Annotated in this window: 33 protein-coding genes; 24 read left to right on the top strand and 9 right to left on the bottom strand. The window is 62.9% G+C overall.

The genetic code is table 11. The annotated features are described in order from the left end of the window. Positions 1–11 precede the first annotated feature (11 nt). From rpsE to V1294_RS25965, 12 genes are all read left to right on the top strand, one after another. Positions 12–587, top strand: a complete 576-nt coding sequence (gene rpsE / locus V1294_RS26020) for a 30S ribosomal protein S5 (protein WP_028349043.1) — start codon at positions 12–14, stop codon at positions 585–587. Between the two features lie 37 nt (positions 588–624). Beyond that, positions 625–819 (top strand): 50S ribosomal protein L30, encoded by a 195-nt coding sequence (gene rpmD / locus V1294_RS26015; protein ID WP_057849116.1) that lies wholly within the window; start codon positions 625–627, stop codon positions 817–819. 75 nt (positions 820–894) lie between these two features. Next, positions 895–1383: a 50S ribosomal protein L15 gene (gene rplO / locus V1294_RS26010; protein ID WP_108518109.1), complete on the top strand. Its 489-nt coding sequence runs from the start codon at positions 895–897 to the stop codon at positions 1381–1383. Positions 1384–1531: 148 nt separating this feature from the next. Then, positions 1532–2863 carry a preprotein translocase subunit SecY gene (secY, locus tag V1294_RS26005; RefSeq protein WP_334479530.1) on the top strand — a complete coding sequence of 444 codons (1332 nt, stop codon included), beginning with the start codon at positions 1532–1534 and terminating at the stop codon, positions 2861–2863. A 79-nt stretch (positions 2864–2942) separates the two neighbouring features. Next, positions 2943–3791 (top strand): adenylate kinase, encoded by an 849-nt coding sequence (locus V1294_RS26000; protein WP_334501115.1) that lies wholly within the window; start codon positions 2943–2945, stop codon positions 3789–3791. 185 nt (positions 3792–3976) lie between these two features. Then, positions 3977–4345 (top strand): 30S ribosomal protein S13, encoded by a 369-nt coding sequence (gene rpsM / locus V1294_RS25995; RefSeq protein WP_025588626.1) that lies wholly within the window; start codon positions 3977–3979, stop codon positions 4343–4345. 117 nt (positions 4346–4462) lie between these two features. Next, a complete protein-coding gene (rpsK, locus tag V1294_RS25990; protein WP_006021048.1) occupies positions 4463–4852 on the top strand; it encodes a 30S ribosomal protein S11 in 390 nt (129 codons plus the stop codon). A 105-nt stretch (positions 4853–4957) separates the two neighbouring features. Next, positions 4958–5989, top strand: coding sequence for a DNA-directed RNA polymerase subunit alpha (locus V1294_RS25985; protein WP_108518115.1), 1032 nt, complete (start codon positions 4958–4960; stop codon positions 5987–5989). Between the two features lie 118 nt (positions 5990–6107). After that, on the top strand, positions 6108–6524 hold the full coding sequence (gene rplQ, locus V1294_RS25980) for a 50S ribosomal protein L17 (protein ID WP_334501113.1): 417 nt from the start codon (positions 6108–6110) through the stop codon (positions 6522–6524). Between the two features lie 136 nt (positions 6525–6660). After that, positions 6661–7461: an SDR family NAD(P)-dependent oxidoreductase gene (locus V1294_RS25975; RefSeq protein WP_334501111.1), complete on the top strand. Its 801-nt coding sequence runs from the start codon at positions 6661–6663 to the stop codon at positions 7459–7461. An 8-nt stretch (positions 7462–7469) separates the two neighbouring features. Continuing rightward, positions 7470–7766 (top strand): DUF1330 domain-containing protein, encoded by a 297-nt coding sequence (locus V1294_RS25970; protein ID WP_334501109.1) that lies wholly within the window; start codon positions 7470–7472, stop codon positions 7764–7766. A gap of 149 nt (positions 7767–7915) precedes the next feature. Next, complete coding sequence (locus V1294_RS25965) at positions 7916–8260, top strand: DUF1236 domain-containing protein (RefSeq protein WP_334501107.1); 345 nt, start codon at positions 7916–7918, stop codon at positions 8258–8260. 65 nt (positions 8261–8325) lie between these two features. On the opposite strand, the gene V1294_RS25960 is transcribed toward V1294_RS25965, so the two are convergent. From V1294_RS25960 to V1294_RS25945, 4 genes are all read right to left on the bottom strand, one after another. Then, the gene (locus tag V1294_RS25960) at positions 8326–8694 is read right to left on the bottom strand and encodes a hypothetical protein (protein WP_334501105.1); all 369 of its coding nucleotides are present in this window, start codon (positions 8692–8694) and stop codon (positions 8326–8328) included. 340 nt (positions 8695–9034) lie between these two features. Beyond that, positions 9035–10528 carry an amidase gene (locus V1294_RS25955; protein ID WP_334501103.1) on the bottom strand — a complete coding sequence of 498 codons (1494 nt, stop codon included), beginning with the start codon at positions 10526–10528 and terminating at the stop codon, positions 9035–9037. A 7-nt stretch (positions 10529–10535) separates the two neighbouring features. Continuing rightward, a complete protein-coding gene (locus V1294_RS25950) occupies positions 10536–11513 on the bottom strand; it encodes a Bug family tripartite tricarboxylate transporter substrate binding protein (RefSeq protein ID WP_334501101.1) in 978 nt (325 codons plus the stop codon). A 128-nt stretch (positions 11514–11641) separates the two neighbouring features. Next, complete coding sequence (locus tag V1294_RS25945; RefSeq protein WP_334501099.1) at positions 11642–12655, bottom strand: zinc-binding alcohol dehydrogenase family protein; 1014 nt, start codon at positions 12653–12655, stop codon at positions 11642–11644. Between the two features lie 122 nt (positions 12656–12777). Here V1294_RS25945 and V1294_RS25940 point away from each other — a divergent pair, with 122 nt between their 5' ends. From V1294_RS25940 to V1294_RS25925, 4 genes are all read left to right on the top strand, one after another. Then, positions 12778–13155 carry a winged helix-turn-helix transcriptional regulator gene (locus V1294_RS25940; RefSeq protein ID WP_334479549.1) on the top strand — a complete coding sequence of 126 codons (378 nt, stop codon included), beginning with the start codon at positions 12778–12780 and terminating at the stop codon, positions 13153–13155. A gap of 83 nt (positions 13156–13238) precedes the next feature. After that, the gene (locus V1294_RS25935) at positions 13239–14633 is read left to right on the top strand and encodes a DegQ family serine endoprotease (protein WP_334501097.1); all 1395 of its coding nucleotides are present in this window, start codon (positions 13239–13241) and stop codon (positions 14631–14633) included. Then, positions 14630–15964, top strand: a complete 1335-nt coding sequence (locus V1294_RS25930) for a replication-associated recombination protein A (protein WP_334501095.1) — start codon at positions 14630–14632, stop codon at positions 15962–15964. Before V1294_RS25935 ends, V1294_RS25930 begins: the two co-directional genes overlap by 4 nt. Before the next feature lie 47 nt (positions 15965–16011). Beyond that, positions 16012–16677, top strand: a complete 666-nt coding sequence (locus V1294_RS25925) for a tetratricopeptide repeat protein (protein ID WP_334479555.1) — start codon at positions 16012–16014, stop codon at positions 16675–16677. Between the two features lie 93 nt (positions 16678–16770). Here the strand turns inward: V1294_RS25925 and V1294_RS25920 are convergent, their stop codons facing one another. The 5 genes from V1294_RS25920 to V1294_RS25900 all read right to left on the bottom strand — a co-directional run bounded on the left by V1294_RS25920 (position 16771) and on the right by V1294_RS25900 (position 19656). Continuing rightward, positions 16771–17058, bottom strand: a complete 288-nt coding sequence (locus V1294_RS25920; protein ID WP_334501093.1) for a hypothetical protein — start codon at positions 17056–17058, stop codon at positions 16771–16773. Continuing rightward, complete coding sequence (locus V1294_RS25915) at positions 17055–17450, bottom strand: TfoX/Sxy family protein (RefSeq protein ID WP_334501091.1); 396 nt, start codon at positions 17448–17450, stop codon at positions 17055–17057. Before V1294_RS25915 ends, V1294_RS25920 begins: the two co-directional genes overlap by 4 nt. Before the next feature lie 12 nt (positions 17451–17462). After that, entirely contained in the window at positions 17463–18143 is a 681-nt protein-coding gene (locus tag V1294_RS25910) for a winged helix-turn-helix transcriptional regulator (protein WP_334501087.1), read from the bottom strand. Positions 18144–18167: 24 nt separating this feature from the next. Next, the gene (locus V1294_RS25905; RefSeq protein ID WP_334479561.1) at positions 18168–18602 is read right to left on the bottom strand and encodes a hypothetical protein; all 435 of its coding nucleotides are present in this window, start codon (positions 18600–18602) and stop codon (positions 18168–18170) included. Positions 18603–18720: 118 nt separating this feature from the next. Further along, entirely contained in the window at positions 18721–19656 is a 936-nt protein-coding gene (locus tag V1294_RS25900) for an alpha/beta hydrolase (protein WP_334501085.1), read from the bottom strand. 151 nt (positions 19657–19807) lie between these two features. Between V1294_RS25900 and V1294_RS25895 the strand changes: the two genes are divergently transcribed. The 8 genes from V1294_RS25895 (at position 19808) to V1294_RS25860 (ending at position 26420) form a co-directional block, all read left to right on the top strand. Further along, positions 19808–20092, top strand: a complete 285-nt coding sequence (locus V1294_RS25895) for a type II toxin-antitoxin system RelE/ParE family toxin (RefSeq protein ID WP_334504826.1) — start codon at positions 19808–19810, stop codon at positions 20090–20092. Between the two features lie 12 nt (positions 20093–20104). Further along, positions 20105–20422, top strand: coding sequence for a HigA family addiction module antitoxin (locus V1294_RS25890; RefSeq protein WP_334501083.1), 318 nt, complete (start codon positions 20105–20107; stop codon positions 20420–20422). Continuing rightward, on the top strand, positions 20419–21612 hold the full coding sequence (locus V1294_RS25885; RefSeq protein ID WP_334501081.1) for an RluA family pseudouridine synthase: 1194 nt from the start codon (positions 20419–20421) through the stop codon (positions 21610–21612). The genes V1294_RS25890 and V1294_RS25885 overlap by 4 nt, the downstream gene beginning before the upstream one ends. A 96-nt stretch (positions 21613–21708) precedes the next feature. After that, positions 21709–22935 (top strand): amidohydrolase family protein, encoded by a 1227-nt coding sequence (locus V1294_RS25880; protein WP_334501079.1) that lies wholly within the window; start codon positions 21709–21711, stop codon positions 22933–22935. 143 nt (positions 22936–23078) lie between these two features. Further along, positions 23079–23870 (top strand): ATP12 family chaperone protein, encoded by a 792-nt coding sequence (locus V1294_RS25875; protein ID WP_334501077.1) that lies wholly within the window; start codon positions 23079–23081, stop codon positions 23868–23870. Between the two features lie 198 nt (positions 23871–24068). Further along, entirely contained in the window at positions 24069–24518 is a 450-nt protein-coding gene (locus tag V1294_RS25870; RefSeq protein ID WP_334501075.1) for a DUF2158 domain-containing protein, read from the top strand. 52 nt (positions 24519–24570) lie between these two features. Further along, entirely contained in the window at positions 24571–26157 is a 1587-nt protein-coding gene (gene fliK, locus V1294_RS25865) for a flagellar hook-length control protein FliK (protein WP_334501073.1), read from the top strand. After that, positions 26154–26420, top strand: a complete 267-nt coding sequence (locus V1294_RS25860; protein ID WP_334501069.1) for an EscU/YscU/HrcU family type III secretion system export apparatus switch protein — start codon at positions 26154–26156, stop codon at positions 26418–26420. Before fliK ends, V1294_RS25860 begins: the two co-directional genes overlap by 4 nt. The last annotated feature ends 12 nt before the right edge of the window (positions 26421–26432 follow it).

The raw sequence follows: 26432 nt of genomic DNA, 5'->3' as shown, positions 1-26432 counted from the left end.
TGGAAAACACCATGGCAGGTGAACGCGAACGCGGCGGACGCGAACGGAGCAGGGATCGCGAAGAGCGCGACAGCGAGTTCGTCGACAAGCTCGTCCACATCAATCGCGTGGCGAAGGTCGTCAAGGGCGGCAAGCGCTTCGGCTTTGCGGCGCTGGTCGTGATCGGCGACCAGAAGGGCCGGGTCGGTTTCGGCCACGGCAAGGCGCGCGAAGTTCCCGAGGCGATCCGCAAGGCGACCGAGTCGGCGAAGCGTAACCTGACACGCGTCGCGCTGCGCGAAGGCCGCACGCTGCATCACGACATCGCCGGCCGCCACGGCGCCGGCCGCGTCTACCTGCGCGCCGCTCCGGCCGGTACCGGCATCATCGCCGGCGGCCCGATGCGCGCGGTGTTCGAAACGCTCGGCATCCAGGACGTGGTGGCGAAGTCGATCGGCTCGTCGAATCCCTACAACATGGTTCGCGCCACCTTCGACGCGCTGAAGCATCAGGATTCGCCGCGTTCGGTGGCCGCGCGCCGCAACATCAAGGTGTCCACGCTGCAGTCGCGCCGCGTCGGCGGCGATGCCGAAGTGGTGGCTGAATAACCGGCGCGATTTTCAAGCGCTCTTTGGAGTTAAGACGATGGCCAAGGCCGCAAAGACGATCAAGGTCGAGCAGACCGGCAGCGCGATCCGCCGCCACCACTCGCAGCGTGCGACGCTGATCGGCCTCAAGCTCAACAAGATCGGTCGTGTCACCGAGCTGCAGGATACGCCTGCAATTCGTGGCATGATCGCCAAGGTTCAACATCTCGTCCGCGTCGTCGGCGAGAAGTAAGATCGGAGCATGATCCCGAAAAGTGGGTACCGGTTTTCGGCTAAGATCATGCTCCAAGGATAAGGGAAACTAACGATGAAGCTCAGCGATATCGCCGACAACGCCGGCTCGCGCAAGAAGCGCATGCGCGTCGGCCGTGGCATCGGTTCGGGCAAGGGCAAGACTTCGGGCCGCGGCGGCAAGGGCCAGACCGCGCGTTCGGGCGTGCGCATCAAGGGCTTCGAGGGCGGCCAGATGCCGCTGCATCGCCGCCTGCCGAAGCGCGGCTTCAACAATATCTTCCGGCTCGACTTCGCCGAGATCAATCTCGACCGGCTGCAGGAGGCGATTGACGCCAAGCTGGTCGACGCCAAGGAAACCGTCACCGTCGAATCGCTGGTGAAGGCCGGCGTGATCCGTCGCGCCAAGGACGGCCTGCGGCTGCTCGGCCGCGGCGAACTCAAGGCCAAGCTCGCGATCGAGGTGCATGGCGCCTCGAAATCGGCGGTCGCGGCGGTCGAGAAGGCCGGCGGCACGGTGAAGATCCTGGCCCCGGCCAAGAAGGACGAAGGCGAGGCGGCGTAACATCTGCGTCATCGCCCGTTTTGTCGCGGGCGATCCGCACGTGAGAGCAATGGACTTATCGAAGCCGAGCACCAAATAATGTCCGGCGTCTGCCGATCGCCCCAGGGGAGGGGCGGCGGTTTGAGGGGCGGCGGGAGAAAGCCTGAACATGGTCTCAGCAGCAGAACAACTTGCGGCAAACCTCAATTTCGGCGCCTTGGCGAAAGCCGACGAACTGAAGAAGCGCATCTGGTTCACGCTGGGTGCGCTGCTTGTTTATCGGCTCGGCACCTATATCCCGCTGCCCGGCATCGATCCCGCGATCTGGGAGCAGGTGTTCAAGTCGCAGGCCGGCGGCATTCTTGGCATGTTCAACATGTTCGCCGGCGGCGGTATCAACCGCATGGCGATCTTCGCGCTGAACATCATGCCGTACATCTCGGCATCGATCATCATCCAGCTCCTGACGACGGTATCGCCCAAGCTCGAAGCCTTGAAAAAGGAAGGCGAGGCGGGACGCAAGACGCTGAACCAGTATACCCGCTACCTCACGGTGGTTCTCGCCACGTTCCAGGCCTACGGCATCGCGATCGGACTTCAGGGCGCCGGCAACGTCGTCAGCGACCCCGGGATGTTCTTCCTGATCTCCACCACGGTCACGCTGACCGGCGGCACCATGTTTCTGATGTGGCTCGGCGAGCAGATCACCTCGCGCGGCATCGGCAACGGCATTTCGCTGATCATTCTGGCCGGCATCGTCGCCGAGCTGCCTTCGGCGCTGGCCAACATGCTGGAACTGGGACGCCAGGGCGCGCTGTCGACCGCCCTGATCCTGGTCGTGATCGTGATGGCGGTCGCCGTGATCGCCTTCATCGTGTTCATGGAGCGCGCGCAGCGCAGGCTTCTGATCCAGTATCCGAAGCGACAGGTCGGCAACAAGATGTTCGAGGGCCAGTCCTCGCATCTGCCGCTCAAGCTCAACACGTCAGGCGTGATCCCGCCGATCTTCGCCTCGTCGCTGTTGCTGCTGCCGGCCACCGTTGCGAATTTCAACGCCGGCAAGGGCCCTGAATGGTTCCAGTGGCTCAACACCCAGCTCAGCCACGGCCGTCCGCTGTTCCTGATCCTCTACCTGGGCCTGATCGTGTTCTTCGCATTCTTCTACACCGCGATCGTGTTCAACCCGACCGAGACCGCCGACAATCTGAAGAAGCATGGCGGCTTCATCCCGGGCATCCGGCCGGGCGAGCGCACTGCCGAATATATCGATTACGTGCTGTCGCGCGTTACCGTGCTCGGCGCGATCTATCTGGCGATCGTCTGTCTGATTCCCGAGATCCTGATTTCCTACGCGTCGGTGCCGTTCTATTTCGGCGGCACCTCGCTCCTGATCGTCGTCAGCGTGACCATGGATACGGTGGCGCAGGTGCAGGGCTATCTGCTGGCCCATCAGTATGAGGGGCTGATCAGGAAATCCAAGCTGAGGGGCCGCCGCCGCTGATCTCGCGGAAACGCTGCGGTCTGAATTTCAATAAGAGGGTGTGCGGCGTTTCGCTCACCAAGCCGGGGGGCGAAAAGTCATGAGATTGATCCTTTTGGGTCCGCCGGGTGCGGGTAAGGGAACCCAGGCACAGCGGCTGGTTCAGAAGTACGGCATCATCCAGCTTTCGACCGGCGAGATGCTGCGCGCGGCGGTCGCATCCCAAACGCCGGTCGGCCTGCAGGCCAAGGACATCATGGCGAGCGGTGCGCTGGTGCCGGATGAGATCGTGATCGGGATCATCTCCGACCGTCTCGACCAGCCCGACATGAAGAACGGTTTCATCCTCGACGGCTTTCCCCGCACGGTGCCGCAGGCGGCCGCGCTCGATGAACTGCTGAAGAAGAAGCACATCAAGCTCGACGCCGTGGTCGAACTGCGCGTCAACGAGAGCGCGCTGTTGGATCGCGTCGAAACGCGCGTCGCCGAGATGCGGGCCCGTGGCGAGGAAGTGCGAATCGACGACACCCCCGAAGTGCTGTCGAAGCGGCTGGCGAACTACCGTTCGCTGACCGAGCCGCTGATTCACTATTATTCCGAGCGCCGGAAGCTCCTGACGGTCGACGGGATGATGACCATCGAGCACGTCACCCGCGAGATCAACCGGATCCTGTCGGCGATCGGGGCGGTGGAACCCAGAGCGGCGGCGCCGGCCCGGAAGGCCAGGGGAGCCGCCAGGAAGACTGCCGGGCTCACGGGCAAAAAGGCCGCCAAAACCGCCAAGAAGGCCGTCAAAACGGCCCGTAAGGCCACCAAACCGGCTTCCACGGCGGCTAGTAAGGCCGCTTCGCTGGCCAAGGGGCGGGGAACCGCCAAGGCCAAAAAGGCAGCAAAAAAGACCACTTCGAGGCCTGCCAAAAAGGTCACGAAAAAGCGAGCTAAGCGATAGAGGCGGTTGACGAAACCGAGTTGAATCCTTTAATAAGCCCCGCATCCAAGTCGGATAGTTTTTGACGATGCCGGGCCCCGAAGCAGATGAGGGGAAGGGCGTCGTGTTCGCGTTTGCGGAAACCTGCCCGAGATAGCAAGAACTTAAGGCCGGCCCATGAGGGATCGGCGACAGGAGAGAAGTCCGTGGCCCGTATTGCCGGCGTGAATATCCCGACCAACAAGCGCGTTCTGATCGCGCTCCAGTACATTCATGGCATCGGCCAGAAGAACGCGGCCGAGATCGTCGAGAAGGTCAAGATCCCCCTCGATCGTCGCGTCAGCCAGCTGAGCGACCAGGAAGTCCTGCAGATCCGCGAAGTGATCGACCGTGACTATCTCGTCGAAGGCGATCTTCGCCGTGAGACCGGCATCAACATCAAGCGGCTGATGGACCTCGGCTGCTATCGCGGCCTGCGTCATCGTCGCGGCCTGCCGGTGCGCGGCCAGCGCACCCACACCAACGCGCGCACGCGCAAGGGCCCGGCCAAGTCGATCGCCGGCAAGAAGAAGTAATTTTTCGAATAGCAGACGGTGAGCAGCGAATAGAACTATTCGCCGCTCACCGTTCGCTTCTTAGGTGTAGCCGCTGGCAGTACGGCGGCGTTTGAGATCACAGGAAGGTTTTAGGTAATGGGCAAGGAAGCCACCCGCGTACGCCGTCGCGAACGCAAGAACATCGCCTCGGGCATCGCGCACGTCAATTCGTCGTTCAACAACACGACCATCACCATCACCGACGCGCAGGGCAACACCATTGCCTGGTCCTCGGCCGGCACGATGGGCTTCAAGGGCTCGCGCAAGTCGACCCCCTATGCCGCGCAGGTCGCGGCCGAAGACGTTTCCAAGAAGGCGCAGGAACACGGCATGCGCACGCTGGAAGTGGAAGTTGCAGGCCCCGGTTCGGGCCGTGAATCGGCGCTTCGTGCGCTGCAGGCGGCGGGCTTCACCGTGACGTCGATCCGCGACGTGACGACGATCCCGCACAATGGTTGCCGTCCGCGCAAGCGCCGGCGCGTCTGATGTTCGATTGCGGGCGGTTTTGCCGCCCGCAGTTGCTTTTGGAATTTTCCGCGGACTGATCCGCGATCTCCAACGCCGGTGATTTGAAGGCAGATCGACTGGCCCATGGGTGACAAAGTGACGATCCAGAAAAATTGGCAAGAACTCATTCGACCGAACAAGCTGCAGGTATCGCCGGGCACCGACGCGACCCGGTTCGCGACTGTGGTCGCCGAGCCGCTCGAGCGCGGCTTCGGGCAGACGCTCGGTAACGCGCTGCGCCGCATCCTGCTGTCGTCGCTGCAGGGCGCCGCCGTGCAGTCGGTGCACATCGACGGCGTGCTACACGAGTTCTCCTCGATCGCGGGCGTTCGCGAGGACGTCACCGACATCGTGCTCAACATCAAGGACATCTCGATCAAGATGCAGGGCGAAGGCCCCAAGCGCATGGTCGTCAAGAAGTCCGGCCCGGGCGTTGTCACCGCCGGCGACATCCAGACCGTCGGCGACGTCGTGGTGCTCAATCCCGACCTGCAGATCTGCACGTTGGACGAGGGCGCGGAAATCCGCATGGAGTTCACGGTCGCCGCCGGCAAGGGTTATGTCGCCGCCGAGCGTAACCGGCCCGAGGACGCGCCGATCGGCCTGATCCCGGTCGACAGCCTGTTCTCGCCCGTGCGCAAGGTCTCCTACAAGGTCGAGAACACCCGCGAAGGCCAGATCCTCGACTACGACAAGCTGACCATGACGATCGAGACCAACGGCGCGATCTCGCCGGAGGACGCGGTGGCCTATGCCGCTCGCATCCTGCAGGACCAGCTCAACGTGTTCGTGAACTTCGAAGAGCCGCGCAAGGAAGTGGCGCAGGAGATCATCCCCGATCTCGCCTTCAACCCGGCGTTCCTCAAGAAGGTCGACGAACTCGAACTGTCGGTGCGTTCGGCAAACTGCCTGAAGAACGACAACATCGTCTACATCGGCGACCTCGTGCAGAAGTCGGAAGCGGAAATGCTCCGCACCCCGAACTTCGGCCGCAAGTCGCTGAACGAGATCAAGGAAGTGCTGGCCCAGATGGGTCTGCATCTCGGCATGGAAGTGCCGGGCTGGCCGCCGGAGAACATCGACGAGCTCGCCAAGCGCTTCGAAGATCACTACTGATCGAACAACAAGCCAGAGCGCGATGATGTTTCGTCGCGCTTTTTAACGGGCGAACGCAGGCAGCCCACCTGAGCAACAAGTCCGACGAACCGTCGCGACGAATAGAAGGAATAGTTCAATGCGTCACGGCAAGGTTCATCGTAAGCTCAACCGCACCGCCGAGCATCGCAAGGCGATGTTCGCCAACATGTGCGCCGCGCTGATCAAGCACGAGCAGATCGTCACCACGCTGCCGAAGGCGAAGGAATTGCGCCCGATCGTCGAGAAACTGGTCACCCTCGGCAAGAAGGGCGGGCTGGCCATGCGCCGCCAGGCGATCTCGGAAATGCGCGACAAGGATCAGGTCAAGAAGCTGTTCGACACGCTGGCGACCCGCTACAAGGACCGCCAGGGCGGCTACACCCGCATCATCAAGGCCGGCTTCCGCTACGGCGACAACGCGCCGATGGCTGTGATCGAGTTCGTCGACCGCGACGTCGATGCCAAGGGCCTGGATTCCGGCCCGGTGCAGGAAAAGGAAGCGGAAGCGGCGTAAGCTCCGTCTACATTCGTTTCGAAAGCGGCGCCCCCCGGGGCGCCGCTTTTTATTTGCGCATCTGACGCGCGCTGGCTGCAATTGTGATCGTATCCGCCGCTCCCGATATCGCTGTCATCAACGATGGAGATGACGGATGAAAATCGATCTTTCGGGCAAGACGGCGCTGGTGACGGGCTCCACCTCCGGAATCGGCCACGCAATTGCCAAGGGCCTCTTTGCTGCCGGCGCGGACGTGGTGATCAATGGCCGGACGCAGGCCAAGGTCGATGCCGTGGCTGCCGCGCTCGGCAAGACTGCTGATAAGGCCGGCGGCAAGGTGCGGGGAGTTGCCGCTGATGTCTCGACGGCCACGGGATGCAAGGCCCTGGTTGCGGCGCTGCCTGATGTCGACATTCTCATCAATAACGCCGGCATCTTCGAGCCCAAAAACTTCTTCGATATTCCGGATGAAGACTGGAGCCGCTTTTTCGATGTCAATGTGATGTCCGGCATCCGTTTGTCGCGCGCCTACATGCCGGGCATGCTGAAGCGGAATTGGGGCCGTATCGTTTTCATCGCCTCGGAGTCGGCGCTGATGATTCCGAAGGAGATGATCCATTACGGCATGACCAAGACGGCGCAGCTCGCCGTTTCGCGCGGTCTTGCCGAATTGACCCGGGGTACCGCTGTTACCGTCAATTCAGTGATGCCGGGGCCGACCATGTCCGAAGGCGTCGAGACTTTCGTTGCCGATCTCGCCAGGCAGAACGGCCAGTCCGAGCAGGATGCGGCCGCGCAGTTCATCAAGCAGCATCGTCCCGGATCGCTGATCCAGCGCTTTGCCAGCGTCGAGGAGATCGCCAATATGGTGATCTACGTCAGTTCGAAAGAGGCTTCCGCCACCAACGGCGCTGCGCTGCGGGCAGAAGGCGGATTGATTCAGACCATCGCGTGAGGTGCGAGATGTCGGCTTATGTTATTTCCGAAGTCGATGTGCGCGATGCGGCAAGCTTCGGGGCCTATCGCGCCATCGCCGCGAAAACGATAGCGCACTATGGCGGCCGCTATCTGGTCCGCGGCGGCGGCGCAAACTTGATCGAAGGCGGCCCGCCGCCGAAAACCATCATCGTCGTCGAATTTCCGACGATGCAACGTTTACGCGAATGGTACGCATCGCCGGAATATGCGGAGGCTCTGAAAGTGCGGCAGACGGCGCTCGATCGGCGGCTGATCTTCGTTGAGGGCGTGCCGCTGGCTTGAGGTTGCAATGCGATGTCGCGCTGAGAGCGGCGCATCAGGCGATAACTTTGCGCATTCAATGCATTGCAGTGCCGCATTCCTCTCGGAACAAGAGCGAGAAAAATCTGTTTTCCCTGCGGCCGCATTGATGCGGTTTGAGGAGGAACCAGATGAAGAAGCTATTCATGATTGCGGCGGCAGCGTCGCTGGTTGCGACGATGGCCAATGCGCAGACTACTACCGTCGAGACGACGACCGGAGCCGCTGGCGCGACAGTCCGGATCGAGCCGGAATATCGCACCCGGATCAAGAGCTATGTGACCGAGCACAAGATCCGTCCGGTGGAAACACGGGAACGGATCGTGGTTGGCGCCAAGGTGCCGACCGACGTCGAACTCGCGCCGGTGCCTTCGGATTGGGGCCCGTCAGTGACGAAGTATCGCTACGTCTACTCGAACGACCGCGTGATGCTGGTCGATCCAGGCACCCGTACCGTGGTGCATGAAATCGACTAAGGTGCTCTCGCAGCGCCATGCAAAAAAGGGCCGCCAATCGGGCGGCCCTTTTTCATTTTGCCGGATCACCAGCGACGCCAGTAGCCGCCATAATACCGCGGACCATAGAATCGCGGACCGCCATAGTAGGCGTACGCCGGGCGGATCACGCGACGATAGCGAACCACGGGATAGTAGGGATCGCCGTAATACCCACCATAGTAAGCCGGCGCGTACCCGCCGTAATAGCCCGGGTAGCCATAATATCCGTAACCCGGACCATAGGCGTAAGCGCTGGATGCGATGCCGCCGATTATCGCTCCCGCCAAAAGTCCGCCGGCCAAGCCTGGTCCCCATCCCCCTCCGCGCCAGTGGGCTTCCGCCGGCGATGGCGCCGTTACGGCCGTCATGCCCAGGACCGCCGCAGCAGCCAGAGCTAAAGGTGCTTTCCTCATGGACCACTCCTTTCCTTAAAGACAGACGCCAGCCACATTACATTCGAGCGAAGTTCATTCTTTTGCAAAAACAGACACTCGCTAAACACATTCGAGTGAAGTTCGTTGCCTAAGTGCCGGCTTCCAAACGGCTTTGGCGGCAGATTTAATTTTCATGAATGGGTGTTCAGGCGACGGGGAAGGAGCCGCCGTCGCGAAGCACCATTTTTTTCACGGTCCGGAACTCGTTGCAGCGCGAGAATACTGCTCGCGCTGCGCTGCGAACATCGGCCATCACGCCAGGCGATCTTGCCGCGCGGCACGCCGTTTTCCAGCAAGCGAGCCACGGACGAGTATCGCCTCAGTCGAAATCCAGAAAACCCGGCCGGCCGGACATCGGCGGCTGACGGCGCAGCCAGGCAAGATCGGGGACGGGGCGGGCCGTCTCCGGATTGGAAGCAAGCAGCGCCTCGATCTCGCGGGCAACGGCAAGCGTTGCGACATCGCCGCCGCGCGGGCCGATGATCTGGATACCGAACGGCAATCCGGCGCCGTTGCGGCCGGCCGGTATCGCCACCACCGGATGTCCGGCATTGGTGACGGCATAGGCCAGCGCCAGCCAGTGGAAATAGCTTTTGGTCGGCGTGCCGTCGATCATGGCTGGGTAGAGCTCCGACCACGGCCGCGGGCTGATCGTGACCGTTGGCGCGATGACAAAATCATGCTCGCCGAAGAATGTCTGCCAGCTCCGATAGAGCGCGGTCTGCAGCGACAGCGCACGCGCCACGTCGAGCGCGGAATAGCCAAGCCCCTCGGCGACATTGTCGCGAATATTGGGGCCCACCTTGTCCGGATATTTCTCGGCGAGTTCACGGTGACGCCCCAGAAATGCGACGGCGCGCAGGATCCGGAACACCTCGTCGGCATGGCTGCAGTCCGGATGGGTCCATTCGAGGCTGCGGAATGCCGATCCGAATGTCGCGAGCTTCTTCTCGAATGTCGCAGCGATGGCGCTCTCCGTCGGCGCAAATCCGAAATCGGATGTCGCTGCGATCCGCAAGGTAGCGAGATCGACCCTTGGCGGATTGCGATAGGTCGCACGTTCGGGCGTTCCGCCGGCGTGAAGGATCGCCGATAGCGGATCCCGCGCGTCGCGATCCAGCATGCAGGAAAGCATCAGGCAGGCGTCCGATACATTTCTCGCCATCGGTCCAAGCTGCGAGATTTGCAGCCATGCCATGTTGCGGCTGTTGCTGGCGATCAGCCCGGGCGAGGGGCGGAAACCGACGACACCGCAAAACGCGGCGGGGTTTCGCACCGAGCCGCCCGTGTCCGAGCCGGTCGCGAGCGGCACCATGCCGGTGGCAAGCGCCACCGCCGATCCGCCGGACGAGCCGGCAGCGGAGCGCTCGGGGTCGAAGGGATTACCGGTCGCGCCATGAAGCGCGTTGCGGGTGTTGCCGCCGGCGCCCCATTCGGGGACGTTGGTCTTGCCGATGACGATCGCGCCCGCGCGCTTGAGCATCGCAACGATAGCTTCATCCTCGGCCGCGATGTTGTCCGTGAACAGCACGCTGCCAAAACTCGTCGGCAGCCCCTTGGCGTCTATCAGGTCCTTCACCCCGAGCGGAAGCCCGTGCAGCGGGCCGAGCGCATCGCCGCGCATCACGGCAGCCTCGCTCTCCCGCGCCGTTGCGCGCGCGGACTCGAACGAGCGCGCAATGACCGCATTGACGGCGGGATCGATCTCCTCGATCCGCCGGATGCAACTGTCCATCAGTTCCACCGGCGAAAGCTTGCGCTCGCCGATCAGCGCCCGGGCCGTTACCGCGGGCAGATCGCACGGCTCGGTCATGTCGGGATTACTCTTCCTTGATCCCGCCCTTGAGGGCCAGTTCTTTCATCTCCGCGGTTTCCTTGGCGATGAAACCCGGCCAGTCCGAATAAAGCTTGAAGCCGGCTTCGTATCCGACCTTCTTAAAGCGCTCGATCACCGCAGGGCTTGCGATCGCCTCTTCCAGCACCGAGGTCAGCCGATCGCGAATGGCCGGCGGGACTCCCTTCGGCACGACCACGGTACCCCAGGAGACAAGGTCGATATTGGGATAACCGAGTTCGGCGAGCGTCGGAACGTCGGGGAGGAACTGCGAGCGCTTGGCGGAGAACACCGCCAATGGGCGAACCGTGCCGGCTTCTATTTGCGGCCTGATCGCGATCACGGTATCGACGTGGTACTCGATGTGCTTGCCAATCAGGTCGTTCATCGCCGGCGCGCTGCCCCTGTAGGGCAGGTGCACCATCTTGATGCCGGCACTCGATTTGAACAGCTCGCCGGCAAAATGCGAAATGGTCGCCACGCCAAAGGAAGCCAGCGATAGCTTGTCTGGATTGGCCTTGGCCGCCGCAACCAGTGCAGCAACGTCCTTGATCGGATTGTCGCGATTGGTGACCAGCACCATCGTTATGGTGCCGGTCTGGGCGATCGGCTCGAAATCCTTCGCGCTGTCATACGGCACGTTCTCCTTCACCGCATTCTGCAAGGTGAAGGTCGAATTCGAGCTGGAGAACAGGGTGTAGCCATCGGGAGCCGCGATGGCGACCTCCTTGGCGGCGATCGTGGTGCCGCCGCCGGGGCGATTGATCACGATGACGGGCTTGCCCAGACGGGTCTCGAGCTCGCCGGCAAGGATGCGCCCGACGACGTCGGAGGCGCCGCCCGCCGGAAAGGGCACGATCAACTGCAGCGGTTTTTCGGGGTAGCTACCTTGCGCTGTTGCGATCGAAGCACAGCCCACCACACAGGCCGACGCTATCGCGGCCGTCAGAAACATCCGTATCATGTCGAAACAGGTCTCCTGTCTTCCGTGTTCCCCGGCAATTCGCGCCGGGGTTTTCGGCGACAGCCGTCCCGGATCGATGGAACAGCGTCCCTTGAATCGACGTCCCGATCAACCCTGTTGTTGGGCTGCTACCATCCCTCCAGCACGATTTTGCCCCGCGATTTGCCTGACTCTAGCAACGCGTGCGCCCGCTTCAGATTGGCCGCGTTGATGGTGCCAAAAGTCTGGTCAAGGGTGGTGCGCAGGACGCCTTTGTCGATCAGGTCTGCCACATCGTTGAGCAGATGATGCTGAGCGATCATGTCAGCCGTCTGGAACGACGAGCGCGTGAACATCGATTCCCAATGGATCGAGACCGCCTTGCCCTTGAAGGCAGAGACCGTGAATTCCGGGGGATCGTCGATCAGGCCGAACTTGCCTTGCGGCGCGATGAATTCGGCGATCGCCTTGTAGTGCTGGTCGGTGAAGGTGAGGCTCGCGACCAGGGCGACCGGCGGCACTTTCAGCTTCTCGGTCTGCTCCTTCATCGGTTTGGAATGGTCGATCACGGCATGCGCCCCGAGCTCGAGGCACCATTTTTGCGACTCCGGACGCGTGGCGGTGGCGACGACCGTCAGGCCGGTGAGGCGGCGCGCGAGCTGGATCAGGATCGAGCCGACGCCACCGGCGCCGCCGGTGATCAACAGCGTGCGCGGATCGACGCTCTTCCCCGGCACGGCGCCGAGTCGGTCGAACAGCAACTCCCAAGCGGTGATCGAAGTGAGCGGCAGCGCGGCGGCCTGCGCGAACGATAGCGATTTCGGCTTCTTGCCGACGATCCGTTCGTCGACCAGATGAAATTCCGCATTGGTGCCCTGGCGCAGGATCGACCCGGCGTAAAACACTTCATCACCCGGCTTGAACAGGGTTACGTCGGGACCGACGGCATCAACGATTCCGGCGGCGTCATAACCCAGGATCTTGGTTTCGCCCTCGGGCGGGGCGGCGCGCTTGCGGACCTTGTAGTCGACCGGGTTGGCCGAGATCGCCTTGACGGCGACCCTGACGTCGCGACCCTTCGGTTCCGGTTTGGCGGTTTCGAAATCGAATAGCGATTGAGCGTCCTCGATGGGGAGCGATTTTTTGTAGCCGACGGCTTTCATGTCCGTGCCCTCCTGGTTGCCTGATTTAGCGATTAGGGCCTAACTGTCGCGCTAGCATCAAATTGGCAAGTACTGTAAATTCGGGGAACTAGTCCCTGTTTGTATACTATTGGGAAAAATCCATGAAACGGCGAAATTTTGCCCACCGGCCGGGTTGCGCGGTCGAAGCGACACTTGACCTGATCGACGGCAAGTGGAAGGGCGTGATCCTGTTCCACCTGCAGGCCGGGACCCAGCGCTTCGGGGAGTTGCGGCGGCGGATGCCGGGGATTACCCAGCGCATGCTGACCAAGCAGCTTCGGGCGCTCGAGGACGACAAGCTCGTGGTTCGCAAGGTCTATGCCGAGGTGCCGCCGCGGGTGGAATACACGCTGTCGGACATTGGCGAGAGCCTGCGGCCCGTGATCGAGACGCTGCGGGCGTGGGGCGAGGGCCATCAGGAACGGCTATCCTGCGGGCCTGCGCCCGACGCCGTCGAAACGCCCGATCGCGCGGCCTGACTGGCCGGTACTGTGTCCCACTTTATCTTCTCTCGTTGCCGCCGCGCGACTATATGTGTGGCGCCAAATTCCAGGATTTTCGCATGAATTTGATCCGCTCCTTCGTCCTGCTGCTGGTTGCGGCAGTCGTTGCAACACCAGCGCTGGCGCAGGACCGGCGCGTGCCGGCCTCGGGCGCCGAGCTCCGGCTGTCCTACGCGCCGATCGTGCAGCGCGCGCAGCCGGCAGTGGTGAACGTCTATGCCGCGAAGACCGTGCAGAACCGAAATCCGCTTTTGGACGATCCGGTCTTCCGCCGCTTCTTCGGCGTGCCCGGCCAGCAGCCCGAGCAGATGCAGCGCTCGCTCGGATCGGGCGTGATGGTCGATCCGGCGGGGCTTGTGGTCACCAACAACCACGTCATCGAGGGCGCCGATCAGGTCAAGATTTCGCTGGCCGACAAGCGCGAGTTCGAGGCCGAGATCGTGCTCAAGGACAGCCGCACCGATCTGGCCGTGCTGCGCGTGAAGGACGGCAGGGAGAAATTCGCCACGCTGGAGTTCGCCAATTCGGATGAACTGCTGGTCGGCGACGTCGTGCTCGCGATCGGCAATCCCTTCGGCGTCGGCCAGACCGTCACCCACGGCATCGTTTCGGCACTGGCCCGCACCAAGGTCGGCATCACCGACTACCAGTTCTTCATCCAGACCGACGCTGCGATCAATCCCGGCAATTCCGGCGGTGCGCTGGTCGACATGACCGGCAAGCTCGTCGGTATCAACACCGCGATCTTTTCGCGCTCCGGCGGCTCGCAAGGCATCGGCTTTGCGATCCCGGCCAACATGGTGCGCGTGGTCGTGGCGTCCGCGAAGAGCGGTGGCAAGGCCGTCAAGCGGCCGTGGCTGGGCGCGAAACTGCAGGCGGTGACGCCCGAAATCGCCGAGACGCTCGGGCTGAAACTGCCGAACGGCGCCTTGGTCGCCAATGTCGCGCCGAACAGTCCGGCTGCCCGCGCCGGGCTGAAGCCTTCGGATCTGATTGTAGCGATCGAAGGCCAGACGATCGACGAGCCTAACGCGTTCGACTACCGCTTCGCTACAAGGCAGCTCGGCGGCGCTGCGCAGATCGACGTGCAGCGCGCCGGCAAGACCGTGAAACTGACGGTGCCGCTGGAGACCGCCCCCGACACCAACCGCGATGAAATCGTGCTCACCGCGCGCTCGCCGTTCCAGGGCGCCAAGGTCGCCAATATTTCGCCGGCGATTGCCGACGAGCTGCATCTGGATTCCCAGACCGAGGGCGTCGTGGTGATCGATCTCGCCGATGGCGGCACTGCGGCCAGCGTCGGGTTCCAGAAGGGCGACATCATCCTTGCGGTCAACAGCCAGAAGATCGCCAAGACCAGCGACCTCGACAAGGCGTCGAAAGTATCGTCGAGGCTCTGGCGCATCGTCGTGGTGCGCGGCGGCCAGCAGATCAACGTGACGCTGGGCGGATGAGCCCGAAACAACCGCGCGAGGCGACCAACCTCTTCGCCGCGGCGGGGATGGAGCAGGATGCGCCGCATCCGCTGCCCGACCGGCTGCGCCCGCGCACGCTCGCCGACGTCGTCGGCCAGGATCATATCCTTGGTGCCGATGGCGCGCTGACGCGCATGCTGGCCACGCGCACGCTGGGCTCGCTGGTGTTCTGGGGGCCGCCCGGCACCGGCAAGACCACGGTGGCACGGCTGCTGGCTGATGCCACCGAACTGCATTTTGAGCAGATTTCGGCAGTGTTTTCCGGCGTCGCCGACCTCAAGAAGGTGTTCGACGCGGCGCGCGCCCGCCGCGAGATGGGCAAGGGCACGCTGTTGTTCGTCGACGAGGTGCATCGTTTCAACCGCGCCCAGCAGGATTCGTTTCTGCCCGTGATGGAAGACGGCACCGTGGTGCTGGTCGGCGCCACCACGGAAAACCCGTCGTTCGAACTCAACGCCGCGCTTCTGTCACGGGCGCGGGTGCTGGTGTTTCATTCGCTCGATGCCGCCGCGATCGAAAAACTGTTTGCGCATGCCGAAAAGATCGAGGGTCGAAAACTGCCGCTCGATGCCGAGGCGCGCGCCGTGCTGGTGCGGATGGCCGATGGCGACGGTCGCGCCGCGCTGACGCTGGCCGAAGAGGTCTGGCGCGCCGCGCGCAAGGATGAAATCTTCAACGCCGCGCAGTTGCAGGAAATTTTGCAGCGCCGCGCGCCGATCTACGACAAATCCGCCGACGGCCATTACAATCTGATCTCCGCGCTGCACAAATCGGTGCGCGGCTCCGATCCGGATGCGGCGCTGTATTATCTCGCGCGCATGCTGGATGCCGGCGAGGATCCGCTGTTCCTGGCACGGCGCGTGGTGCGGATGGCGGTCGAGGATATCGGCCTTGCCGATCCACAGGCGCTGGTGATCTGCAATGCCGCCAAGGATGCGTTCGATTTTCTTGGGTCTCCCGAAGGCGAACTCGCGATCGCGCAGGCCGTGATCTATCTCGCCACCGCGCCGAAATCGAACGCCGCCTACAAGGCGTTCGGAGCTGCTATGCGCACGGCGAAAGAGGGCGGTTCGTTGCTGCCGCCAAAACATATTCTCAATTCACCGACCAAGCTGATGAAGTCGGAAGGCTATGGTTCGGGTTACGAATACGACCACGACGCGCCGGACGCGTTCTCCGGGCAGGACTACTTTCCGGAAGCGCTCGGACGGAAAACCTTCTACGATCCGCCAGATCGCGGCTTCGAGCGCGAAATCCGCAAGCGGCTGGATTACTGGGCGAAGTTGCGAAGGGAACGTGAGCGCGAATGACCAGTTTCGGGAACTATCTTGCACAGACCATTCGCGCCACGGCCTTTGTGGCGGCGCTGGCGTCCACGCTTGCGGCTGCTGCCGAGACCGTCGAGGTCGTGCCGGGCGTGCAAGTGACGAAGCGGACGTATTCCGCGCCGGTCAACGAGCAGCCATTTTTTGGATTCGCGGTCAAGAGTCCGGAGGAGAAGGCCGCTGATGAAAAATTTGTAGACGCCATCGTGGGAGCCGCCGGCTCGCGTGAAAAGGCTTTCGACGAAACGACGATGCGTGGCTGGAGAGCGATAAATACCGGCAAGATCAAGGAAGCTGCGGTGCGATTTAATCAGGCGTTTCTCATTTTGCCTGAACAGAGCCGCGTCTATCATGGTTTCGCGGTGGTTGCCCAAGCGCGATTCAATGACCTGGATGCCGCGGACGAGTTCTTCCGGATCGCGCTGGAGCGGCCCAACCCGGTAAAGGCCCTCAAGGCTGATTATGGCCGCTTCCTGCTGGTCGCCAAACGACCGCGTGATGCGCAGTCCGTGCTGGAACAGGCGGTCAAGGACGCGCCGGATTTTGGCGACGCCTGGACCAATCTCGCCTGGGCGCGCTTCCAGAATGGCGACGCGGCGGCGGCCTGCGCGGCGGCGGAGGAGGCTGCCAAGCACCGTCCGTCCAACAATTCCATGGGCGATCTGACGGCGGTCAGAAACGTCGCCCAGTGCAAATAGCTCGAGTGCAAGTAGCTCAAGCTGCTTAGACTAGCCGAAACGGCGCATCGGCAGTGCCGCTGAACCGCGCCGTTCGCTGCAACGTCTTTCGCGTCAAGCCGACCTTACTTCGTAGACACGAATGCTCGAAATGTAGGGGTTGCCTTGGGCCATCTTCTCGGCGTCGTCGAGATTTGCCGCGTTGACGATCGTGAAGCCGGTGATGGAGTCGGGCCCGAGCGGAAGGTCCTTCGTTCCGCCCTTCGAGATTTCGCGACCACTGCCGAAGCCGCCCGTGTCAACGGTATGCGGCTTGGTTGCTTCAAACCATTTGCCCCAGGCGGCCATGATTTCCGGGGTGGGCTTCTCAAATCCGTAATGCAACAGCACAAACTTCTTCACGTGCGACTCCTTTTCACCGATCGAGGCATCTGCTTTCTCGTTGGGGACTTCGCCTTCGGCACGATGGCCTCGGCATAGCGCAGCGAAAGATCGATCCAGGATGCGCGCCTGCGCGGGTCGGCCATCAGTTCGTCGGGCAATCGCACATATTCACGCATCGGCCGGCCCGGCATGGGCTCGAAGCGCCGTTCGCCGAATTCCGCGCTGAACCGGGCGCGATCCTTCTCCGATAGCCGTATGATGAAATCGTTCTGATGCAGCCCGATAAAGAGGTTTCCGTTGGCGAAGGCCGCCGGGTAGCCGAACATCTTGCGGCGGGAAACGCTTGTGCCTGACGGAACCGACTTCTCGAACAGATCGATCAGCGACTGCGGCGATTTCGTCCAGGCCACCGGTCCCTCCTGTCAGTTTGCAGCGGGCGTGATGCGCCGGCGATCCGCGAGGTCGAACAGAAGTGGAAGCTTGCGGACGAGCGCGATTGCGCCGCTTACGGTGGCGCGCTTCGCCTCAATCGCATCCTGAAGCGATACGCTCATGCCGACAATCTGCAGCACCGCGTCGAACGGGGCTTCCAGCGTCCCCTTGCAATCGGTGAGGCCTCTCTGAATCGTTGTCCCGACGCTGCTGCCCGCGACGGTGAAGCCGGCCGATTTCTTGCCATGGGTGACCACGAGGCCGACCCTGATTTCCGGCACGGGTGAGCGCTTCGCAATGGCATCAAGGCCGAGCAGCACCCAATCCGGCTCGAACGTGTCGCCCGGCACCGGCGGAAACAGGAAGCGGCCGCCCCAGCGGATCAACTCCCGGATCGCGGGCTGAATCTCCCGGCCGATCTCCGTCAGCTCGTACACCTGCGCATTGACCGGAGGCGGCAAGACGGTCCGCCGCACGACGTTGCATTCGGTCAGGGCGGTGAGGCGCGTTGTCAGCAAGGTTGGGCTCATGCCGTCAAGATGATCCAGGAGATCGCCAAATCGCTTCGGTCCGAGAAGAAGCTCCCGAATGATCAGGAGAGTCCAACGCTCGCCGATGATTTCCGCCGCGCGGGCAAGTGCGCAGAATTGCGGATAGTGAAGGTTGCTCATGCCTCTAGGCTGGTGTCCTCCGCATCATCTTCGGTAGGCAAGCGCGATCAATGGACCCACGATCGCGAATTGCAGGATCGTGAACGCGGTTTCGAGCAGCACATAGTCCGGCACGGAAACCATCACATTCTTGGCTCCGACCGCGAGTGTGGTGAATGACCACGACAGCAGGCCCGCACCAAGACCATACAAGAGCCCGTCCTTCACGAAGGAGCCGCTGCCTTGGGTGAATACGCGCGGGAACAACCACGAGAAGATCGCGCCCTGGATGATCATCGAAGCCAGTCCGAAGGCAATCACCGGCTCGTCGCGATAGATCTGGAGCGCGTGGTACTTCTGCTCGAACAGGACGAGATGCCAGACGAAGGCGATCGGAAAGGACGGAAGCAGATAGGCGGCAAAGCCAAGCCAAAAGCTGCGGACGCCGGTTGGGCGGGCGACATCGGATGCTGCTGACATCGGAGGCTCCAGCTTACTACATTTTTTATAGTACATACTATAAAATCTGGAGTCAATATTCGTGGCAGCTGTAACGGCGTTCCGGGCGCAAGGCCGTAATGCGCCCTGAATTCCGTCGCTATTTCCCTGTCTTCACGAAATCCAGGATCTGATCGGTCAGGCGCGTGTCGGCGGTGTTGATCGAATACACTTCCGACATGTGGCTGTGCTGCGGCAGCAGGAAAGTGCGCGCGCATCCGCCGGCGCGTTTGCAACTCGCCTCTTTCGCGAGATCGAATTGCAGCACGAAGCCTTCCGGATCAAGTTCAGCGGCGGCTATCATCAGGGGGATATCCGTTGTTGCCAAACCGGACAGCGAGGATCGTTCGGCGTAGCGCGCGGGATCGGCCCCGAAATAGGCGCGCCCGGTATCGGCGAGCGGTGTCGCGGTCAGGTCGTAAATTCCCGAGAGCATGATCGCGCCGGCGAGGCCGCCACCCTTCACCTTGTGGAATTCGGGATGTGAGACATAGTTTGCGACGTGAACCGCGCCGGCGGAATGTCCCATCAGGTAGATGCGCGCGGGATTGCCGCCACGCTCGCCGATCTTGTCGGTGATCCACTTGACCGCGGCGGCGATATCCTCGGTGCCCGCCGGCCAGGGTGCCAGTGGCGCGAGCCGATAGGTGACGTTGACGCCGACGAAGCCGTTCCTTGCGGCCCATAGCATGATGTTGTCGTAGAACGGGCTGATCGGTGTGGTCCGCTTGTTGCCGCCGACGAAGGCGCCGCCGTGGACAAAGATCAGCACCGGCCGGGCCGATATCACGTTATCCGGTGCGAAGATATCGAGCAGATTGCGATCTGCGGGGCCGTATTTAACGTCCCGCTCGACCTTGACGTCCTGATACGGCTCTTTTTCCTGCAGCGGCGCGTAGAGCTCTACCGTCTTGGGTGGGTCGATGACGCGGCCGAGTTCCAGGAGCTTCCAGGCCAGATCCTCCGGCATCTGCGCCCACGCCGTGCTAGCGACCATTGCCGCCAGAACGGTCAAAGCCGATCTTGGTAATTTCATCCGGACTACCCCACGTTTCTTGGCTGTTTGGCCTAACTTGGCCGATCCGGCGCCTGTTTTGTACTGAATTCGCCGTGACGGTTCGCGACGCACTCGGAGATAGCGGAATTACTATTTACGTAAGTCGTAAATGCTGCTAGCCTCGTCAGCGATGATCGTGAGCTATCGGGATAAGCGCACCGAGCGGTTTGCTTCCGGTCAGCGTGTCAAGGAGTTCTCGGGTTTTGCGCGGCAGGCCGAGATGCGTCTTGATCGGCTGGATGCAGCAGTGAGCCTCGGTGACCTGGCAGGATTGCCGGGCAATCGCCTGGAAGCGCTCAAGGGCGATCGTGCCGGACAGTTTTCAATTCGGATAAACGACCAATGGCGTATCTGCTTCGCATGGCCCGACGGGATGCCTGGGCCTATCGAGGTGGAGATCGTCGACTATCATTGAGGGAAGACCATCGTGCCCCGTACACCTATCCATCCCGGCGAACATCTTGCCGAAGAGTTGCGCGAACTTGGCTTGAGTGCTGCCGAGCTTTCGCGTCAAATTGACGTGCCGGTGAACCGGATCACGGGGATCATTCACGGCCAGCGCGGCATCACGGCCGATACGGCGCTGCGTCTTGGGCACTGGTTTGGCACCAGTCCGCAATTCTGGATGAACTTGCAGCAGAATTACGAGCTGCGTCTTGCCGAAAGCCAGGTAGGTGCGAAGATTGCGGTATTGCCGCGCCGTACCACCCGTCCGACATCTCGAAAGTTTGGAAAAACGGCATGAGCCGCCGCGTCAAGAGACCTCTCCGCCCGGCGGGCGATCGCCCGAAGGGCGCGCGGCCCTATCGAGGCTCGGCAGCCGAGCGGCCGCAATCGTCTCGTCCGGGCGGCAAGCCCGCGCGCTTTCCAGCTTCGGCGCCGCGTGCGCCAAAACCTTTCGTTCCCGAGCCCGAAAAGGTCGTCGTCGAGCCGCCGCCGCTGCCGACCAAGGTTCAGACCGTCGTCGTCACCGCGGACGAAAACAACATGCGCGTCGATCGCTTCCTCGAGGCGCGTTTCCCCGGCCTGTCGTTCTCCCACATCCAGCGCATCGTTCGCAAAGGCGAGCTGCGCGTCAACGGCAAGCGCGCCGACAGCAAGGACCGGCTCGAGGAGGGGCAGAGCATTCGCATTCCGCCGCTGAAGCTCGACACGCCGAAAGGCGCGGGCCCGCTGTCCGAAGCCGCCACCAAAACACTGAAGGCGCTGAAGGAGATGATCATCTTCGAGGATGCCGACGTGATGGTGCTGAACAAGCCCGCGGGGCTTGCCGTGCAGGGCGGCTCCGGCATCACGCGAAATGTCGACGACATGCTGGAAGTGATGCGCGACGCCAAGGGACAGAAGCCGCGGCTGGTGCACCGGCTGGACCGGGAAACGTCGGGCTGTCTGCTGATCGCGAAAACCCGCTTTGCCGCGACCGCCTTGACCGGCTCGTTCCGCCACCGTTCGGCGCGAAAAATCTACTGGGCGCTGGTGGCCGGCGTGCCGAAGCCGAAGCAGGGCCGCATCTCGACCTACCTCGCCAAGGAAGAGAGCGAGGACGACAGCATCATGCGGGTTGCAAAACACGGCGACGAGGGCGCCAGCCATGCGGTGACTTATTATGCCGTGGTCGAGACCTCCGCCCAAAAACTCGCCTGGGTGTCGCTGAAGCCGGTCACCGGGCGCACCCATCAATTGCGCGCCCATATGGCCCATATCGACCACGCCATCGTCGGCGATCCCAAGTATTTCAACAAGGAGAACTGGGCGCTGCCGGGCGGCCTGCAGAACCGGCTGCATCTGTTGGCGCGGCGGATCGTGATCCCGCATCCGCGCGGCGGCGTCATCGACGTCAGCGCGCCGCTGCCGCCGCACATGCTGCAGTCCTGGAATTTGCTGGGACTGGAGCACGACCGGTTCGATCCGATCGAGAACGCGCCGGAGGAATAACACAGATACGTGACGCGCGGGTCTGCGCAACAACTGTCAAACCGGTAGCGCACGCATCAGGTATTGTCGGCTGTGTTATTCAATTGAGGGCTCCGCATGACTGGATATCTGCTCCGCGCCGCGCTTTTCTATTGTCTTCTTGCGGCGGCCATCGGCATCGGCACTACAGCCAATGCGCAGACCCTCGCCCTTGTGGGCGGCAAGGCGTACGCGTCGCCTGACGCCGATCCGCTCGACGATGCGGTCATCGTCACGACCAACGGCGTCATTACTGCAATCGGCAGCCGCAACGAAGTTCAAATTCCCTCGGATGCGAAGGTCATTGACTGCACCGGAAAGACTGTCGTCGCCGGCTTCTGGAACAGCCACGTCCATTTCACGCAAGCGGTCTGGAAGAACGCGGGCTCTGCACCCGCCGCGCCGCTGCAGGAGCATATGCGGGAGATGCTGACGCGGTGGGGTTTTACGACGGTGTGGGACGTTGGTTCCGACCCGAGCGATACCTTGCCGTTGCGACGGCGGATCAACTCGGGCGAGGTGCTGGGCCCAGACATCCATACGGCGGGCAGTATCTTCCCGAGGGGCGGTCATCCCGCCTATCTGCCGCCGGAGATGCAACTCCCCGAAGCCGCCACGCCCGACGAAGCCGCGCAAATGACGCGCGGCTATCTGCGGGCCGGCCTGGACGGTATCAAACTGTTCACCGGCTCCTACAAGGGGGAAGACAAGCCGGTCGTCAACATGGACGTGGCCGTTGCCAAGGCCGCGGTCGATATCGCGCACGCGCAGGGGAAGCCGGTGTTCGCGCATCCCCAGAATACGGCCGGTATTGAGGCCGTGATCGCCGCCGGGGTCGACGTGATGGCGCATACCGTCGCCAGGCAGCCGGGCTATCCTCCCGAGCAGCTCGCGCGCTTCAAGCAGCAGGGGATTGCGCTGACGCCGACATTGTCCCTGTTTGCGAAGCTGCCGTTGCCGCCCGAGATCGTCGCGCGCATCGTCGACAACATTATCGGCCAGCTCAAGAGCTTCTCCGAGAGCGGCGGTACGGTTCTGTTCGGAACCGACGTCGGCTACATCCAGCTCTACGACACTACGCTCGAATATGAGCTGATGCACCGTGCGCTGTCGGAACGCCAGATCCTGGCGTCGCTGACGATCAATCCCGCGCAGTATTTCAAGGCCGCGAAGAAGGGCCGGGTCGAGAAGGGGTTTGACGCCGACGTCGTGGTGCTGGACGGCGATCCCGTTGCCGACGTCAAGAACCTGGCCAGGGTTGCCTACACCATCCGGGCCGGCAAGGTGATCTATCAAAAGCTCTGAAGTCAGCGGAACCCGGCACAGCCCATTGCCGCATCCAAAATCGCAAGTAGTTTCCGCAACGGCCTCATCGGCTTTATTTGCATTCCCCGATATCGTATTGTCGGGGCTGGATTATTCATCGACTGCCGGAAGCCGAGACCCGCATGCGTGAACTATTCGATGAAGTCGCCGGACATTCGCCGCTCGATCCGGAGGAGGCGGTGCGACGCGCCACGCGCACTCCCCGGCGCAAGCGCTTCTACAAGGAGGCCGGCACGGCCGTGGCCGATGGCGGGTTTGCCGTCACGCTCGACGGCAAGCCGATCCGCACGCCTTCCGGCCGGCAGGTCGTCGCGCCGGCCAGCGCCATCGCGGAAGCGATCGCCGCGGAATGGAATGCCCAAGGCGAGACCATCGATCCCCTGACCATGCCGCTGACGCGCTTTGCCAACAGCGTCGCCGAGATCACCGATCGCGTCGATGCCGTGGCCGACGATGTCGCAAAATACCTCGGCACGGATTTGCTGTTCTATCGCGCCGGCCATCCCGAGGCGCTGGTCGCGCGCGAAGCCGCGCATTGGGACCCGGTACTGTCCTGGGCCGCGAACGAACTCGGCGCCCATTTCATCCTGTCCGAGGGCATCGTGCATGCCGCCCAGCCGCCGCAGGCGATCAAGGCCGCCCGCGGCGTGTTCCCGGCCGACCCCTGGTCGGTGGCCGCCCTGCATGTGGTGACGACGCTGACGGGCTCGGCGCTGCTGGCGCTGGCGCTGCTGCACGGCGTTCGCGATCCCGATCAGATCTGGGCGGCCGCCCATGTCGATGAGGACTGGAACGCCGAAAAATGGGGCGTGGACGAGGAGGTGGCGGCCCGCCGGGCCGCCCGGCTGGTCGATTTCCGGGCCGCGGTGCGCATTGTCAAGGAATTGAATCCCGGCGCGCCTTCCTCGCGCTGAGATCGGCTTCCGCCCACCGCGAATCGGGGCGATGTGCTAGTATAAGTTGCACGTATCGGCATGGTGACGGCGCATTGTCTGGACAATCGCGCGTCGTATTGGTTTGCGTCTTGCCTTGGCGCAGGTGCGGCAACCTCAAGACGAAACGATTGTTGCCGCGAGTTGCGCTCATCAAAATTGTTGACCGCGGATCTGCGAATGACCGTTTTCAAACCGGGAAATCTCGTGGTGCTGAAATCCGGCGGTCCGGTCATGACCGTGGATGCGGTGAACACCGATATTTTCGATGACAACAAAGTCACGGGGATCGTCTGCGTCTGGTTTGTCGGCGAGAAGCTTCAGCGCGTCCGGTTCGGACAGGATGCGATCGAACCCGCACGGTTGCAGAAGAACTCTTCAAGGAAACGAAAGGCGCGTTTGGAGGAGGTCGCCGGCGAATACAAGATGGTTCTTGATGAGATGGTCGCCGCCATGAACACCCCGGCGGATAGCGAGGGTGAAGTTTCAAGCAAGGTGGCCAAACGGCCAAAGTCCGCAAACACCGTTGTTGAACAACCGGAGACCGCACAGGCTCCCAAGGGTGTCGCTGCCGGATGGGTCGCAAGTGGAATTGCCGCTACTAACGGGCCCGAAAGGGCAGAGTATTAACGAGAGGTTTACGACGCCTGGTTAGTCTGCAGTCTGGCCGAGACCTCATGACATGGCGATATCCATCAATCCCGTTCTCCCGGTGCTATCAGCCCAAGAGGCTGGCGGCATTGCGCCCGAGCTCGTGCTGCAGCCGGGGAGCGTGGTCAACGCGCAGGTCCTGAAGGTGTTGTCCGCCGATCTGGTGCGGATTGCGATCGCCAGCCTCTCGATCGACGTGGCCTCGGAAATTCCGTTGCAGCAGGGCCAGAACCTGCAGCTTGCGGTCATGCAGACCAAGGATGGCGGCATCCGCCTCGCATTGCTGAGGCAGGGCGGCGATGCCGCGGCCGACGCCGTTACCTTGTCACCCGATGCGCTGGCCGATGCCGCAGCCAATCGGCCGGCCATCGTGTCACCGAAAAATGTGCTGACGCCGCTGGAGCGCATAGCCGTCTCCGCAGCCGCGCAAGCCGCGGTCACCGAACAGGACAGTCTGGCGCCGTTGTTTTCCAATCTCGGCGCGGCGGTTTCCGTCGGCAATCTGCCGCCGAAACTGCAAGCGGCGATCGCGCAGGTGCTGGCGCAACAGACCAGCCTCGATCAGAACCTCGACGGCGGCGACATCAAGACCGCGTTCCAGAAATCCGGAATCTTCCTCGAGGCGTCGCTGGCGGCGGGTTCAGTTCCCCCGAGCGGCGTTCCCGATCTCAAGGCCGCGCTGATCGTGCTTCGCCAGACGCTGCAGTCGGCGCTTGGCAGCAACGCAACAGTCGCGACACTGGCCGGGGCGCAACAAGCCGCGTCGCCACAGGCCGCCGCCGCGAGCCTTGCACCGTCTGCGCCTCCCAATTTCGATGTCCAGGAAATCCTACTGCCGCAAGCGCGGTTGCCGGCCGCCGAAAACCTCGCGCTGGCCGGCCAGGCCGCCCGCAGTCCGCTTGCGGCGGCGCTCGACGCCGGACCTTCGGCCGGTGCGACCTTGAACCTGCTGCAGGAAGCGCTGCAGGAGCTTGGCACCCCGGCGCGGATAGCCGCCACGCCGAAAGACGTTCGAGGCAGCGACGTGGCCTTCCACACCAACACGCCGCCGCCACCCGTCCGCGGCGCGCTTCCGGCCGCGCAGCCGATTGCATCGCCGACGCTTGCGCCGCATGCGCCGCTCGAAGCAACCGCGCATCATCTGCTCGATGACACCGATGCCGCCATCGCGCGGCAAACCCTGCTGCAGGTGGCGTCCTTGCCTGATCGTATCGACACTTCGGCGCCGAAGGCCGACATGAATGCGCCGCGCTGGAATTTCGAAATTCCGTTCGCGACGCCGCAGGGCACGGCGATGGCGCAGTTCGAGATTTCCCGCGATGGCGGCGGCGAGGAAGTCGAGGCCGCCAAGCGGGTGTGGCGGGCGCGGTTTTCGCTCGACGTCGAGCCGGCCGGTCCGGTTCACGCGCTGATATCGCTCATGGGCGAAAAGACCTCGGTGCGGATCTGGGCGGAACGGCCCGCGACCGCAGAGCAACTGCGCGCCGGCGCATCCGACCTGAGCCAGGCGCTGAGCCGGGCCGAACTTACGCCCGGCGACATCGTGATCCGCGACGGCGCGCCGCCGCAGCCCGCGCAAGCCGCCCGTGCCGGCCATTTTCTGGACCGCGCGCTATGAGCGTCGAGACCAAGAACAAGCTTGCGGTCGCGCTGCACTATGACAAGACCGGCGCCCCGCGCGTCGTCGCCAAGGGCAAGGGCGTCATCGGCGCGAAGATCATCGAACTCGCCCGCGAACATGACATCCCGATCGAGGAGAACGAGGTGCTGGCCGGCGCCTTGTCCCATGTCGAAATCGGCGACGAAATTCCGCCGGATCTCTACAAGGCGGTCGCCGAAGTGCTGGTCTTCGTGCTGCGGCTGTCGGGGCGCGTGCGCTAGCTTCGCGCGAAA

This window comes from Bradyrhizobium sp. AZCC 1678 (assembly GCF_036924765.1).
GTDB lineage: Bacteria > Pseudomonadota > Alphaproteobacteria > Rhizobiales > Xanthobacteraceae > Bradyrhizobium > Bradyrhizobium algeriense.
Note: the sequence above shows the minus strand (reverse complement) of the source record. Positions and strands in the feature narration are given on the sequence as shown.